Raw genomic sequence first — 14682 nt, forward strand, 5'->3', positions numbered from 1 at the left:
CTTGGTAATTTACTTTCATACAATCGTCCTTTTGCTAGAAGTGCTATTGTAGCATATTTTTGGAGAAGTGGTATTAGCAGGTGGAGTCAGAAACGAAAAATGGTATCAAAGGAATCGTAACAACACTCTGGATTATGAAAAGTGGTGCTTTGAGTGGGGCGAGCAGCTTTTTCGTATCTGCAAACCGGGTGCAACAGTTTTAGTTTTCAACAGCACGCGGACTGTTGCTCACGTACAAGTAGCACTTGAAAGTGCTGGTTTCTATGCGAGAGATATTCTTGTTTATAAAAGATCGAGTGGTATCCCTAAAGGTGTCAATATCAAACAACAGTTAGAGAAGAAAGGATATGAAAATTATGAACAATGGGATGGTTGGCACAGTTGTCTGAGGAATGAATGGGAAGCAATCTGCGTACTTCAAAAACCACTGGTCAATAATTACTTGGAAACTCTACAGGAATATGGTACTGGTCTATTTTATACTAAAGATCGGTTCGGTGGTTTTCAGTCAAATATTTTAGAAGGTATACAGCGTGAGAAAACCGAGGAGTTTAACGTCCATTGCACAGTTAAACCAATCGCTCTAATGAGACAACTGGTCGAAATATTTGTACCGCGTTTGGAAAATTCTATTCTAATCGATCCTTTCGCAGGATCGGGAACTACATTGCTGGCGGCGCAAGAATTTGGGATTAGGTATGTTGGCATTGAAATAGTACCGGACTACATAGAGATTATCAACAAGCGCCTGGATAGTTTCAGCGGTATACAGGGAATTCTCCCACCTTTTCAATAAGAAATGACTTTAAATCAAACCCGCTTATTGTTTTTATGAACTGAAACGAATCGTCCCCAGTGTAAACTTTCCAAGTCCCTACTTGGCACGCTGTAATAGCTGCGGGCAAATTATCTTGTCTAAGAATTAAGAATACGGGTTCGTAATTATAAGTACGAAGTAGTGGGCCATAAGATTTGAACTTTTTCAGTGTTCCAGACTCTCCTGAGCCAATACGATATTTTGTATCTATTGCGTACCCATCAACAATCAGATCGCACGGCTCATCGCTTCCAACTTTAAATGCTGGCTGAAAGCTACTGCAATATGTTTTACACGTTTCAGTAACTAACGATTGCCAACACATACCTAACTCACGTCCCCAATATTGCCTATTTTTTTTTTATAATAGGAGAAATACCAAATACATCCATTAAAATATCGTGTTCTTCATTCTCTTCTGCATAAATTTTTTTTGTAAATGAGTTTTGGTATCTTCCTAAAATTTCCTCTAGTCTTCTTTCAGTCATCATCACTTACCAGTTCAGCTAGACTAACGGATAATGCTTTGGCTATTTTGCTGGCATTAAGCAGTGTTATATTCCTTTCACCTCGTTCCACTGAGCCAATATAGGTGCGATGTAATTCAGATAGTTCTGCAAGCTGAGCTTGGGAAAGATTTCTGAGCTTTCGGAAATGTCTAACTTTTTTACCAAATTGCTCCGTAATATCCATAGATGGCGCCAGATGAAGCAATGACAAATATAATCTGACAGACTATAAGTAGCGACAGACTATAAGTAGCATTCGAGAGCGCTAGGATCTTGGCATTGATATAAGTCCCAATAGTTTCAAAGCACTGATTTGATTTCGGTCACTGTGTGGCGTAGGATGGTTAGGGGTGAAAATCTATGGGTTTTGCGGATTGCGATCGATCAAACTTGAAACCGCAACTTTTAGCCCGCAACTCCGTCCAGTAGTTAGGATTGCCGGAATCAAAGCAACGAGCTATGGAGACAAATTAACAGATGTGCTGTTGCCCACAGGCCGCAAAGCTTTAATCAGTGCATACTGTTTGATATCCTGCCTCAACCTGTCTTAAATTTCCCGTGCTGAAGCCATGCGCTCGACCGTAAAGTCCTCCGCTCCCACAAACGAAACGGGCCCATCTCCCAACTGGGAAGAATTGACCCAAAAAGCACCAGAACCTACCCAGTTGGACAACATTAAAGCCCAACTGGATTTAGTGTTGTTAGCTCTAGAAGCACTGGCAGAAATTGGCTCAGAGGCGATGCTCAAGGTAGCAGCCGAACTGAATTTAGAGCCAATGGTAGCCGATCGGGTAGCTTTGTGGCGGCTGCGCCAATCTAACCCGCTGCGGAAAGGTCACGGAGGGCGCAAAAAACTCGATGTGGAGGAAGCTCGATCGCTCGTTTTGATAAGCTGTCATTTGGCAAAACAGCACCAAGCTTTAATCCGCCGCGCTGTTGCTTTGCTGGAACAAATGGCAGAGCAAAACCGCGAACCTCACACCATCGCTTTGCTGGGAGATTACATTGACAGGTTCAGCAACACTTATGGCTCGCGCATGGAAGATGCAGAAAATTTATCGGCACGAGAACTAACTGATTTGGCCCTCAAACTCCTGATCGATTTGCTGTTTTACAGCAGTCCCGGCGGCCACCGCCGCCTCTGGCTGGCTCTTCTAGATCGTGCTAAGAATTAAACAACAGTCAACAGTCAACAGTCAACGGTCAACAGTCAACAGACTTTCTGCTATGGTTCTCAAACGGTACACGCCCCCCACTTGCACGCTGGAAATTACAGCCAAAAGTTCGCCTCTATCTCGGTGGGCGGGCCAACCAGTGTTTAAATCTTTAAGTTTTGAGCTGCGACTCGACGACCCCAGGCTGCCAGATACCGAACACGTTACTCTCAGGGGCGATCGAATTCAACTCGAAACCCTCCACGAAGCTGTCAGCAACTACGTCCAAAACTTGCTCGGTGAATCCCGCGATTGGGAAAACAAGCTCAACTCTCAAACCGGCCTTACCGCAGCAAGTCCAGACTCGCCAGAAACCGCGCGTAATGGCGTCATATTCGATCGATCCGTCAACACTTCCGAACTAGCAACCTCAAACCCCTACTCTCTCCCAACCTCCTACCTTCCGGTTCCCCCCCGCTTAGAACCCCGCGGCTTGCTCGCCCACAACTTGTTTTTAGGCTCATTGAGCGCCGTAGAATCCGGGCCAGTAGTTCCCTTGAGCACCCTGCAACTGTTTGACTTGGCCACAGCACTGGATGACTGCGCCGCCGAAGTGATGGCACTTCCCAACCTCAACCGCGAACCCCGACGGCCGCTGTCCTCACCCTGGCTCAAGGTGGCTGCAATGCTGGTCGCCAGCGCGGGCCTGACGACAGGAATTATCAAAATGCTCGATCGATCCGCCACCTCCCCGCAAACCGCCACAGCCCCCGATCCAGGAAACCCCCAGTTAGCCGCTGGCGTCTCCCCTAGTCCAGTTCCCGCCCTACCGACACCCCCAGCACCAACACCCGCCGCCACACCCGCTTTACCCCCCCTGCCGCCCCCGCCCATCAACACCGCAGCCTCCCCCAGCCCCAGCTTGCCCCCCATTGCCCTCGCCCCAACTCCCCCCACCAACAAACCCAGCCCCATCCAGCAGCCACCCCTGCTATTTCCCCCCAACGGCAGCACAGCCAGCGCCCCACAGAGCGCCCCAGCATTCCCTCAAGGGCAAACAATCACTATTCCCGCCCCCGAAGAACCCCCCATTTCCGCCCCCCAAGCACCCGCACCAGTACCCTACGTGCTGCCCCCCCTACCGCCGAGACTAGCTCCCGCCGTACCGCCCCCCCTGCCGCCCTCCCTGTCGGCTTCCCGATTTCCCGTTCCCCCGCCGCAGCCCTTCCCCAGCCCCATCGAGCCGATTGTCCCCCCCGCCAGTACCGAACTCCCACCCCTTGAGGACGATCAACCAACCACCGAGTCCGAGGACAACAACCAGGCTGCCGCTAGCCAAAAAAACCGCACTTTATTTGATACAATTCCTCAAGTTTCAGAAGCTAGAACTTACTTTGAGGAACGCTGGAAGCCTCCAGAAGGAATGGAACAAACTTTGGAATACAGCGTGCTGATCGATGAAAATGGGTCAGTTCAAAGTATTTTGCCGATGGGAAAAGCAGCAGCAGATTATATCGAGCAAGCTAATATGCCATTAGCCGGCGAGCCGTTTGTTTCTGCCGTTTCTAATGGCAAAAACCCGAAAATTCGAGTTGTTTTGCGACCGAACGGTCGAGTACAAACCTTTTTGGAAGAGAGTGATTAAACGCTCTCAAACACATTGTTCAGATTAGAAATCCCGGTTAATTGCCAATGTTAAATGAGTTCAAAAAAATCAATTTTTAACTGCAGCAGCAGCCAGCATATTGACAGTTGCTCCCGTTTCTTCTACCCATATCTCTTGATCCGTGTGGGCAGAGTTACCAGTAAAAAAAGTGGCTGACACTCCTCAACAGGTTCGCATTGTGCACTCTAGAAACTTCCTTCTTCTTTCTTCCTGACATCCGTTACATCTTGTACAGTGCTCGTTGCTGAACTTCCTTCTTCCTGACATCCGTTACATCCGTTGCAGAATCCGTTGCCGAACTTCCTTCTTCCTGACATCCGTTACCTCCGTTGCAGAATCCGTTGCCGAACTTTCTTCTATATCATCAATGCCCTTTTTTTCTATCCCAAACTTCTCCAATCCAATAAAAAACTGCAATCCCGCAAAAACTAAATAAAAAATCTTCAATACTAGCACTGCGATTGGGTAAAATCGCTTGCAGCATTTCTTCCCCAGCCGTGAACATGGTAAAAATTACGGGTCCGAAAGGAATTGAATAATTAAACAAATTGATATTTTTTTTTCCAGTTGCTCTATGGCACAGAAAAGATGCTATTCCGTACAAAATAAAGTGGCCGAGTTTGTCATAAGGCGGATGAGCGAGAGGAAAGTTGACTAATTTCCCCGTATCTGCTAAAAGCATGATAATGAGAAGAATTAAAACGTACACAAAACAAGCAATAATCCAGAATTTTTTTGATAAGTTCATCTTTTTTGGGCAGATACCAACTAGGGACAAATCAATTCCGCGCAGCGCAAAAATAAAAACAAATCTGGTTAATTACGCATTGTCCTTGTACGCGTCTGCCTACCCGTAGCAGCCGCTAAAATTTAATTTGTTTTCACTGTCAAAACTTGCGGCGGCGACGCATCGGGCGGATAAATAAAATCTACTTCTACCAGTCGTTTTTCTCCCGATTGCATCTCTAATTTTACTAAAGGTTCCCCCTGCTGTCCCCGCCGCTGCACTAAATGCACGTAGCGAGTTTGAGGCACTTTATTGTCATCAGTATAGCGCACTCGAACCGTCCCCCTAAAAAAAGTTTGAGGTGCCGGAGGTTCTAAAAAATTCAGTCCTCCTGAAGTTAATTGGTCTGTTTTAATTGGAGTTTGAATTGCGACAGTTACAGTTTGATTATTGCTGGTAGAATTGTACAGCGGCAAGCTGAGACTGTATTGAATTCCGTAATTGCCGTGGGCGCGGTATGCTGTATCTGGGTAGCGGACTAGCATTCTCGCACTTTGCACTTGATTTGTTCCCAGCATTCCGCGGGGGAGGCTACTTAATGGGTAGGAAAATGCTGTTCCGGGTTGGGGAATTACTAGGTTTGATGTGGCGGGGTTGTCTGAGAGAAGTGCTGGCCATTCTGAACCTAATGCTACACCGGCAACTCGGCCGTAAATTATTTGACCTTCGGTGATTTCGGGCGGTGTGGGAACTCGATCGCGCGGCCCGGCTATATTACCATTGTCTAATAAGTTCTGCCATTCTGCTAAGTCCGGCGATCGCTCGTTTCCCTGTCCGTTTCCCTCTGGGTCAAGTCTGGCAAACATCGCCAGGCTGGCAACATAGACTATACCATCGCTGCGTAACCGCATCAAGGTCGATCGACCGTTTAGCGGCGGTACCAATCCCCGCACCGGTATCGGATGATTCATCAACAATTGGCTTTTTCCAGGTGGAATAATTAACCCCGGATCAAAGTCAGACTGTCTCCTTCCTCTGAGAATATCATTCACAGCGCGACTTCCCGGCCCCGCATAAATATTACTGTTTGAATTATCGACTTGAGGCGGCAATTCAATAAAAGGTGCATCGGGTTGACTGAGATAACTCGCAGCTTGCAATATATCTAATTTTACAGGTTTATTGCCCGGATTGTAAACAATTACTCCTTGATACAATGTTCGCAAATCTTCCGGGGAAGGTGCGCGGGCTATGTGGTGGGCAAATATGTCGAAACGTCCTTGAAACGGAAAGTTTAAATGTGCCGCCGGAAATCTTTTACCATCCGGGGGAAATGTCGAAAGCAAAATTCCTTCTTGCAGCACTAATTCGGGACTGTTGCTGTTAAATACTGGTATGTTGTCTAACCGTCCGGGGAGAGGTCGCACTTCTTGGATTTGAACTTTTTCTTGAGGTGTGGGAGGGGTTTGGGCTAAGGGGATAATTGATAGAATTGGCAGCATTGTTTGATGTTTTGCGTTTTTGATATGAGTTTTTTTTACCGCAGAGGGCGCAGAGGACGCAGAGGAAGAGAGGGAAGAGAAGAGGAGGTAAATATTTGTGTCAGGGCGGGTTTTGTACGGAGATTTTGCGGATCAGTCCTAGCAGATATTGTGATTTTTACCTCGCCCACTGTTGTAATATGTAATTGTAAAACTTTTCTAGGTCTACTTTATCCATTGCTTGAATTTTTCGCCCTCCCATTTTAACTTTTGTGCGTCCTTGACTGATGCCTTCGGTAATAATTTCTGTTTCCCATTCTCGCAGTTGGTAAAATTCTGGATGTGCTAAATAAGCGGTTGCCAAAATGTCCCAAAAATAGTAATCTTGAGATATTGCTAGGGCATAACACTGTCCTGCTAAGTCGGAAATTGGATATTTGCGCTGTTTTGCTAAGAGATTGGAAAATTCTACAGTCAGCGGTACATTATTAGTGATGTCTAAAGGACACATGACAACGGGAATTTGGGTTTGCCAAATTCTCTCGATTGCTATCGGGTCCCAGTAAGCATTCCATTCCGCCGACATATCTTGTCCGGGTTCCATATCTTTGCTAACATTGCCGATAACATTGAGGGCGCCTCCCATCCAGACAATTTCTTGAATTTTACTTTCAATTTCTGGCGCGATATCTAGAGCTTGCGCTACTGTTGTTAACGGCCCCGTTACCATTAATGTGACTGGTACGGCTGCATCTTGCAAAACTCGCACCATAAAGTTTTGTCCGGGTTCTGATATTAACGGCGTGTCAATGGTTCCTTTTTCATTTAGAATGGGAAGTCGATCGACTGCAAAGGAATCTCGCCGAAATAACACCGGAAATGGATTCAGTCCCCGCACCGTACTCGCCGCCACTGGAACTTCTGAACGCCCCATCAAATCTAGGATTTTGCGCGTTGCACTCACAGCCGGTTGAATGTAGCAGTCCGCAGGAGTTACAATTACTCCCAGAGTTTCGACTTCCTCCATTGTCATCAGCAACACGACTGATAGATAGTCGTCAACTGCACCGTCGTGATCCATTAGTACGAGTTTTTTGGACATTTTGCTTCCCCGGTGACTGAATTAGTGTAAAGTACAAATATAAATTTATTTGTGCGTCAAACACAACGGTCTTAACTATATGAATACAGTATCAGCTTACGGCTCTTGGAAATCACCTATTTCTTCCGATTTAATTGTTTCTGGAACAGTCGGACTCGGACAAATTGCTATTGACGGCGATGATATTTACTGGGTTGAGGGAAGACCTTCGGAAGCGGGGCGAAGCGTGCTCGTGCGGCGCACTTCTGACGGTACAATTAGCGACGTGACACCGCATCCTTTTAATGTTCGCACTCGTGTTAACGAATACGGCGGCGCTGCTTTTGCAGTTGCTGGCGGTGTGGTCTATTTTTCTCATTTTGCCGACCAACGTATTTATACTCAAACATTAAATTCTCAACCAGAACATCTGACACCTACTGCTAATTCTCGCTATGCAGATGCGATAATTGACAAGCAAAGAAATCGCCTGATTTGCGTGCGCGAAGACCATGCAGGTGAGGGCGAACCTGTCAATACTATTGTTAGCATTAATTTAGATAACGGCGAAGATATTCAAATCTTAACTCAGGGTAATGATTTTTATGCTTCCCCTCGTTTAAGTCCTGACGGTTCTCTACTTTCCTGGATTTGTTGGAACCATCCAAATATGCCGTGGGATGGCACAGAATTGTGGGTGGCAAAAATTAATGCTGACGGTTCTTTAGGTGAAAAATACTTAGTTGCTGGCGGGGTTGAGGAGTCGATTTTTCAACCGGAATGGTCGCCAGATGCAGTTTTGTATTTTGTTTCTGACAAGTCTAACTGGTGGAATTTCTATAGAACCGTCAATCCCCGCTTGCCGAGGGGACAGCAAGAGGTCGAATCTCTGTGCGAAATGGCGGCTGAATTCGGACTTCCTCAGTGGGTTTTTGGAATGTCTACTTATGCCGTTGTCTCGGAAAGCAAAATTATTTGCACCTACACTCAGCAAGGCCAGTGGTATTTAGCGAGTCTTGATTTAACGACAAAGCAGTTGACAACAATTGAAACGCCTTACACTGATATTTCCTCCGTCAAAGCGCAGGGACAAATAGTTGTTTTTCTGGCAAGTTCGCCGACTGAATCTACTGCCATTGTACAACTCAATTTAGCAACAAGCCAACTAGAAATATTGCGCCAATCGAGCAATTTAAGCATCAATCCGGGTTATCTTTCTGTACCGGAACCTATCGAGTTTCCCACGGAAAACAATTTGACGGCTTTCGGTTTCTTCTATTCCCCGAAAAATCAAGATTTCGCAGCACCTGCGGGTGAAAAACCGCCGCTTGTTGTTAAAAGTCACGGCGGCCCCACTGCTGCTACTTCTAGCAGCATGAATTTGAAAATTCAATATTGGACGAGTCGCGGTTTTGCCGTGCTCGATGTTAATTACGGCGGTAGCACCGGTTACGGCCGAGAATATAGAAAAAGACTGCAAGATAGTTGGGGAATTGTCGATGTTGACGACTGCGCTAACGGTGCTAAATATTTAGCTCAAAAGGGTTTAGTTGATGGCGAAAGAATGGCGATCGCCGGAGGCAGTGCAGGGGGGTACACTACTCTGTGCGCTCTTACTTTCCGGGATGTGTTTAAGGCCGGTGCGAGCTATTATGGAGTTAGCGATTTGGAAGCTTTGGCAACGGATACTCACAAGTTTGAAGCGCGCTATCTGGATGGATTAATCGGGCCTTATCCTGAAAGAAAAGATTTGTATGTAGCTCGTTCGCCCATTCATTCCGCCGAACGTTTATCTTGTCCCGTTATCTTTTTTCAAGGATTAGAAGATAAAGTGGTTCCGCCTAATCAAGCGGAAATGATGGTAGAGATATTGAAAGCTAAAGGTTTGCCGGTGGCTTATGTTGCTTATGAAGGGGAACAGCACGGTTTTCGCCGCGCTGAAAATATCAAAAGAACTCTTGACGGCGAATTCTATTTCTATTCGCGGGTGTTTAAGTTTGAGTTAGCTGAACCTGTGGAGGAAGTGCAGATTTACAATCTTTAGCAAAAATTAAGTTTGCAGTTGCTATGTTTGGGCTAAAACGCAACTGCAAGCTTTAGCATATTTCGCAAATAGGGAATGTGATGTCCTTCACAATTTTTGCTGTTTGCTGTCACAAGTTTTGGCGGTTGATTGTCACACCTTTTAAGGAAATATACTGACAGAATATCAGAGTGCGATCGCCTTTTGTTACCGAAGAAACGCCCGATCGCGCCATCCTCGATTTTAGAGTCAATCGCTATGCAAACTCCTATCAACCTGATTCCATCTGCTTTGGGCGAGCTGTTTGCCGAAGTGAATCATAATGGCTACATTACTCTAGCCGATCGGTACGGTTTGATGGCTGCTATTTTTGACGAAAATTTGACTGAGGAAGACAAACGCTCGATCGATCGGCTCCTGCGCTCTGTGTGCCGAGGAAGGATAAAATTAGTTAACGAATTGTCTATGATCAGGTAAGTGACGAGAATTTTCCTTAAGAGTAATTTTAAACATCTCAATAATCAAAAAAAAGTCTCAATTGTATCGTAATTGGGACTTCGAGGGAGGAAACTATTGTTATTTTGTGATCGATATAGAACTTATGCAAAAAAAGGTTGGGCGCGCGAATTATAGTCGTAGGGTGCGCTGCACCTTACATAATTAAATTCTGCCCCAACGAGTGAACAAGTTTAACGTGCAGGTATAGTTGTCGCCAACTGTAACTTGCTCAAACTTTGTTCAGCCTGAACATCCATCTGATAGCTGAGTGCCGAAGGAATCCCGAGTACGCAGCAGGGAAAATTATTGCCTAGTTCCCTAACCAGCCGATGGTTGCCAGAACCACAGCCCAAGAATAGTAAATTTGCTGATTCTAATTCAACCACGTTTTTCAATTCTGTAGCAACCCGCCCGATGCGTAAATGAGCTTTGAATAAACCGCGCCATTCCTCAGCCAAACAGCGCGCTTGCCACAGCAACTTATCTGCTATCTCATACTCATTCTTTTGACCAAAAATTTCTCGAAAATAATGCGGATCTGTCCAAGTTTTTGGCGAGCATACCGATTGGATTTCTCCTGGTAAAACTATCGCAGGTGCTGCACAATTAAGGGCGAATGTTTCCTCTAAATTAGACACTTTGGCCTGGGCAGCCAAGGCATTTGCTACAGCCAATTTGCAAGTATCTTCGCCGTAACTTTTGGGCGCTTCGTCTATAACGTAGACGACTTGAACCGTGACTTCTTTAGTTGTTACTAAACGAGTTTGATGCGCCATCCAAAGGGTAATATCCAGAGCTATTTGACTTTGGGGAGAACTGTTGTAACCGACCATAAAATTGATTGTTTTGGCCGATTTTGAGGATTTTGATTTCTTAGAAACTGGTAATATTGGCTCCGGCAGCAACACCATTTCTTCTGCTAAATTTTGGTATCCCAATGCACTTTCAAAACGCGCTAACATTGTTTTGAGATTCACAGGCTTAACCTCTCTTAAGTGAATTGTTATGTCGATCCGTCCGGTGTTATTCGTCTTGAGTAAAGTAGCGATCGAGAAAATTCAAAGCATAGTTGCGGAGTTCGTAATAATCCTTCGATTCCCGCAACTCCTGGCGATCGCGCGGGTGCGAAAACGGCACTGACAAAATCTCCCCTATTGTCGCCGCCGGGCCGTTTGTCATCAGCACAATACGATCGGACATATAGATAGCTTCATCCACATCGTGAGTAATCATCATTGCAGCTTGTCTGTGATTTTCCCAGATATCCAGCACCTGTTTCTGCAACTTGCCGCGAGTTAGAGCATCCAACGCTCCAAACGGTTCGTCCATTAATAACATTTTCGGTCGAATCGCCAAAGCTCGCGCAATCCCAACCCGCTGTTTCATGCCCCCTGAAATTTCGTCTGGATATTTATCGGCTGCCGATATTAAGTTTACCATTGCTAGGTGTTCGTTGACAAGACTAATCTTCTCGGAACGGCTAAGACTTTGCAAAACTTCATCAACTGCCAGCCGAATATTTTCCCGCACCGTCAGCCAAGGCAGCAATCCATAGTGCTGAAATACCATCATGCGATCGGCTCCAGGTTTGCGGATTTCTTTTCCTTCCAGTGTCACCATTCCCCCGCTCTGTTTTTCCAAACCAGCCACTATTTTTAGCAGCGTTGATTTGCCGCAGCCCGAGTGACCGATTACCGAAATAAATTCGTTTTCTCCAATACTTAAATTGATATTTTCCAAGACGCTAAATTCTGTCCCGTCACCATTTTTATACGACTTGAACAAGTTGTTAATTTCCAGAAATTCAGGCTGCTTCTTGACTTGGCTGCTGGCTTCGATAGAAGTAGAAAAGTATTGAGTCATGGTATTCTCCTTAAAAGTAGTAAAGTGTTAATTTGATTTCCTTCCGGTAGCGTAATTCCTAAAATCTTTTAGTCGGTTTCAACCGACTTTAGCTATTAGCCAGGGAATGAATTTCCTGGCGGGACATTAGGAAAAGCGCAACATCTCAAACATTAAGACTGAAAAAAAGACTGAGGGCGGTTGGCTCGAATTTCAAAACTATTCAAATAACCCACCGGATCGCTAGGATCGAATGCCTTTTTATCAATAAAAAGTTCCGCAGGTTCCACTTGGTAATCCTCCTTCGGACAACCGATCGCCATTTCGGCAACAATCTTCCGGTAAAGGTCGGTTCTCCAAGCTTTTTTAGCTAATTCCTCAGCATTTTTTGGCACTTCTTTAATCTGCCCCCAGCGAGCGGCTTGAGTCATCAACCAAATACTCTGAGACTGCCACATAAATGTTGAATGATTTCCCGGTATTTGAGGCAAATTCTTAGGAATGTCATAGAAAATAGTTGCATCTTCCGATTGTATAGTGCGGTCTTTTCCGTCAAACCCTCCATAGTTGTAGTCGCCAACTATTGCCGGTCGCGTAAATTTGTCGATCGCCCCTTTTTTCGGTCTCGCCCCCGTAAAAGATCGTTCAGTCAGCAGCGCCGAGATTTCACTGCGATTTTCCGGCTTGCTGCAATACTGACAAGCTTCCACCATTGCCTTAACCAGCGAGTAATAAGTCTTCGGATTTTCCTCAATGAATGATTGCATTACTCCCAAAAGGCGATCGGGATGTCCCAGCCAAACTTCCTTGCCTTGCACGAAGGTAAAACCCACTCCTAAATTGCCTTCAATTGCCCGCGTATTCCAAGGTTCGGCCACCATGTAAGCCTGCATCGCGCCAATCCTGATATTAGTTACCATCTGCGGCGGCGGCACAATAATTACCCGAAATTCTTTGAACGGATCGACACCGGCAGCCGCCGATATGTAGCGGACAAAGTATTCGTAAATCGCAGAACTCAGAACCACTGCCCAAACCCTGTTTTCCGGCGGCTGACTGTCAAAAAAGGCTCGAAATTGTTTGCCAAATTCTTCTATATTGCCGTTGTATTCGTGCCACGGGCGTAAACCGGAATCCCACATAGCTTTGTTCATCGTCATGGCGTTGCCGTGGCGGTGAATTGTCATTGCCGCGCACAGGGGTGCGTGGCGCGCTCCTTCGGCGCCAATTCGGGCGTTTGTGACGGCGCCAGATACGACTGGGGAGGCGTCGAGGCGGCCGAAGATTACGCCGTCGCGGGAGGTTGCCCAGCTTGCTTCGCGGTTGAGTTTGACGTTTAAACCGTATTTGCGGAAAAAGCCTTTTTTCCAGGCGATCGCAAATGGTGCACAATCGTTAACCGGCACGTATCCTACGGTTAAATTTGGTTTTTCTAAGGTTCGGGAATCGACAACCGGCTTTACGGCTGAGGCTTCTTCTGTGAGTCCTTTTGCCGATCGATCCGCGCTAATTCCACAACCAGATAAAGCCATTCCCGCCGCTACCGAGCCCATTCCTTGCAAAAACTCTCGGCGCTTCCATTCATTGGAAAACTTGTCACTCATATTTAATTTGACTAATGACTATTAACTGTTGACTGTTGACTGTTGACTGTTGACTGTTAACTGTTGACAACAGACAACTGCTTTCCTAACAACTGCAAACTGCAAACTGACTAATGATTAATGACCGATCGATGCGTTACCAATTCCTGAACTTTGTCAACTGCAGCGTCGAGCAACAATCCAGTTAAGCCAATTACAAACACCGCTAAAAATACCGAACTCAGATTCAAACGGCTCCACTCATCCCAGACAAAAAAGCCAATTCCCACACCGCCTGTCAGCATTTCCACCGCCACAATCACCAGCCAAGCAATCCCCAAACTAATCCGTAAACCTGTAAAAATGTATGGCAAACTCGCCGGCCAAATTATCTTGGTAATCCGCCTCCAGCGTGGCATTTCCAAAACCTGCGCCACATCCAAATAATCCTTGGAAACGCTAGAAACTCCCAAAGCTGTGTTGATAATTGTCGGCCACAAAGACGTGATAAATATGACAAAAATTGCCGACGGCTCTGCTAAATTAAAAATCGATAAAGCTATCGGCAGCCAAGCTAGCGGCGACACCGGTTTGAAGATTTGAATCAGCGGATTGAGCGCCATCATTGCTGGTTTCGACATCCCGATCAGAAATCCCACGGGAATCGCAACTGCTGCACCCAGGAAAAATCCCACTAACACCCGTCGCAAACTCGCTAGCAGCAGCCAGCCAATGCCTAAATCTCCAGGCCCGCGCTGATAAAATGGATGGAATATGTAATCTAAATTAGCGATTAAGGCCTGATAGGGAGTGGGAATCAAATCGCTGTTGAAGCTGGCAACAATCCACCACACACCAAGAATTCCCAAAAAACCCGCAGCAGGTAACAAAACAGCATCTCGGATGACCAGGGGTTTTACACGCTTCCACGTTGCAACTCCTGCAAGTGCGATCGCAGATAAATTAAGCTGTATGAACATTTCAATCTCCTTCAGAGTCAGGGCAGGTACAAGAATCTTGAACAATACCAACCTGAGACACTGACGAAGCCAAACAATCTTTTTCAGAGCATTTGGCTTTTCAGTCTCTTCTCAATGCCTGCGAAGTTAGCTGACGGGCTAGGACTGAGAGATGTCCTTCTCCTTAGATTTCAAAATCAAAAATTACACTCAAATTTTTTGGCAATTTTTAACTTTGCTTTTTAATTCTGTAGAGATTCGCCCCGAAAATTGGTTCCTCCGCTCCAGCTACACGCTTGGTTTGATCGCGCAGTGCTGGATTAGGCTTGACTTTTTAAGCCA

Annotated in this window: 16 protein-coding genes and 1 riboswitch; of the genes, 5 read left to right on the plus strand and 11 right to left on the minus strand. The window is 45.9% G+C overall.

Going from position 1 to position 14682, the window contains the following annotated elements; translation table 11 throughout:
- Positions 1–67: 67 nt before the first annotated feature.
- Positions 68–796: a site-specific DNA-methyltransferase gene (locus QUA10_RS19240; RefSeq protein ID WP_333084095.1), complete on the plus strand. Its 729-nt coding sequence runs from the start codon at positions 68–70 to the stop codon at positions 794–796.
- A 371-nt stretch (positions 797–1167) separates the two neighbouring features.
- Here the strand turns inward: QUA10_RS19240 and QUA10_RS19245 are convergent, their stop codons facing one another.
- Positions 1168–1311: a hypothetical protein gene (locus QUA10_RS19245; protein ID WP_333084096.1), complete on the minus strand. Its 144-nt coding sequence runs from the start codon at positions 1309–1311 to the stop codon at positions 1168–1170.
- A complete protein-coding gene (locus tag QUA10_RS19250) occupies positions 1298–1510 on the minus strand; it encodes a helix-turn-helix transcriptional regulator (RefSeq protein ID WP_333084094.1) in 213 nt (70 codons plus the stop codon). The genes QUA10_RS19245 and QUA10_RS19250 overlap by 14 nt, the downstream gene beginning before the upstream one ends.
- A gap of 385 nt (positions 1511–1895) precedes the next feature.
- Here QUA10_RS19250 and QUA10_RS19255 point away from each other — a divergent pair, with 385 nt between their 5' ends.
- Both QUA10_RS19255 and QUA10_RS19260 read left to right on the plus strand, forming a co-directional pair.
- On the plus strand, positions 1896–2501 hold the full coding sequence (locus tag QUA10_RS19255) for a DUF3038 domain-containing protein (RefSeq protein WP_333044296.1): 606 nt from the start codon (positions 1896–1898) through the stop codon (positions 2499–2501).
- 52 nt (positions 2502–2553) lie between these two features.
- Positions 2554–4125: a DUF4335 domain-containing protein gene (locus tag QUA10_RS19260; protein ID WP_333084092.1), complete on the plus strand. Its 1572-nt coding sequence runs from the start codon at positions 2554–2556 to the stop codon at positions 4123–4125.
- 206 nt (positions 4126–4331) lie between these two features.
- Here the strand turns inward: QUA10_RS19260 and QUA10_RS19265 are convergent, their stop codons facing one another.
- The 4 genes from QUA10_RS19265 to QUA10_RS19280 all read right to left on the minus strand — a co-directional run bounded on the left by QUA10_RS19265 (position 4332) and on the right by QUA10_RS19280 (position 7456).
- Positions 4332–4463, minus strand: coding sequence for a hypothetical protein (locus QUA10_RS19265; RefSeq protein WP_333084091.1), 132 nt, complete (start codon positions 4461–4463; stop codon positions 4332–4334).
- Positions 4464–4510: 47 nt separating this feature from the next.
- Positions 4511–4894 carry a VanZ family protein gene (locus QUA10_RS19270; protein ID WP_333084090.1) on the minus strand — a complete coding sequence of 128 codons (384 nt, stop codon included), beginning with the start codon at positions 4892–4894 and terminating at the stop codon, positions 4511–4513.
- Positions 4895–5016: 122 nt separating this feature from the next.
- Positions 5017–6375, minus strand: coding sequence for a DUF3370 domain-containing protein (locus QUA10_RS19275; protein ID WP_333084089.1), 1359 nt, complete (start codon positions 6373–6375; stop codon positions 5017–5019).
- Between the two features lie 157 nt (positions 6376–6532).
- Entirely contained in the window at positions 6533–7456 is a 924-nt protein-coding gene (locus tag QUA10_RS19280) for a nucleoside hydrolase (protein ID WP_333084088.1), read from the minus strand.
- A 79-nt stretch (positions 7457–7535) separates the two neighbouring features.
- On the opposite strand from QUA10_RS19280, the gene QUA10_RS19285 reads away from it, so the two are divergent.
- Positions 7536–9479: a S9 family peptidase gene (locus QUA10_RS19285; RefSeq protein WP_333084086.1), complete on the plus strand. Its 1944-nt coding sequence runs from the start codon at positions 7536–7538 to the stop codon at positions 9477–9479.
- A gap of 109 nt (positions 9480–9588) precedes the next feature.
- Here QUA10_RS19285 and QUA10_RS19290 read toward each other — a convergent pair whose 3' ends face one another.
- Positions 9589–9711 (minus strand): hypothetical protein, encoded by a 123-nt coding sequence (locus QUA10_RS19290; RefSeq protein ID WP_333086344.1) that lies wholly within the window; start codon positions 9709–9711, stop codon positions 9589–9591.
- Positions 9712–9716: 5 nt separating this feature from the next.
- On the opposite strand from QUA10_RS19290, the gene QUA10_RS19295 reads away from it, so the two are divergent.
- On the plus strand, positions 9717–9935 hold the full coding sequence (locus QUA10_RS19295; protein ID WP_333084085.1) for a hypothetical protein: 219 nt from the start codon (positions 9717–9719) through the stop codon (positions 9933–9935).
- 212 nt (positions 9936–10147) lie between these two features.
- On the opposite strand, the gene QUA10_RS19300 is transcribed toward QUA10_RS19295, so the two are convergent.
- From QUA10_RS19300 to ntrB, 4 genes are all read right to left on the minus strand, one after another.
- Complete coding sequence (locus QUA10_RS19300; RefSeq protein WP_333084084.1) at positions 10148–10933, minus strand: universal stress protein; 786 nt, start codon at positions 10931–10933, stop codon at positions 10148–10150.
- A gap of 46 nt (positions 10934–10979) precedes the next feature.
- Positions 10980–11819 (minus strand): nitrate ABC transporter ATP-binding protein, encoded by an 840-nt coding sequence (locus QUA10_RS19305; protein ID WP_333084082.1) that lies wholly within the window; start codon positions 11817–11819, stop codon positions 10980–10982.
- Between the two features lie 152 nt (positions 11820–11971).
- Positions 11972–13402, minus strand: coding sequence for an ABC transporter substrate-binding protein (locus tag QUA10_RS19310; RefSeq protein ID WP_333084081.1), 1431 nt, complete (start codon positions 13400–13402; stop codon positions 11972–11974).
- 110 nt (positions 13403–13512) lie between these two features.
- Positions 13513–14361 carry a nitrate ABC transporter permease gene (ntrB, locus tag QUA10_RS19315; RefSeq protein WP_333084080.1) on the minus strand — a complete coding sequence of 283 codons (849 nt, stop codon included), beginning with the start codon at positions 14359–14361 and terminating at the stop codon, positions 13513–13515.
- A 100-nt stretch (positions 14362–14461) separates the two neighbouring features.
- Positions 14462–14677, minus strand: a riboswitch (cyclic di-AMP (ydaO/yuaA leader).
- Between the last annotated feature and the right edge of the window lie 5 nt (positions 14678–14682).

This window comes from Microcoleus sp. Pol8_D6, from assembly GCF_036700965.1.
GTDB lineage: Bacteria > Cyanobacteriota > Cyanobacteriia > Cyanobacteriales > Microcoleaceae > Microcoleus.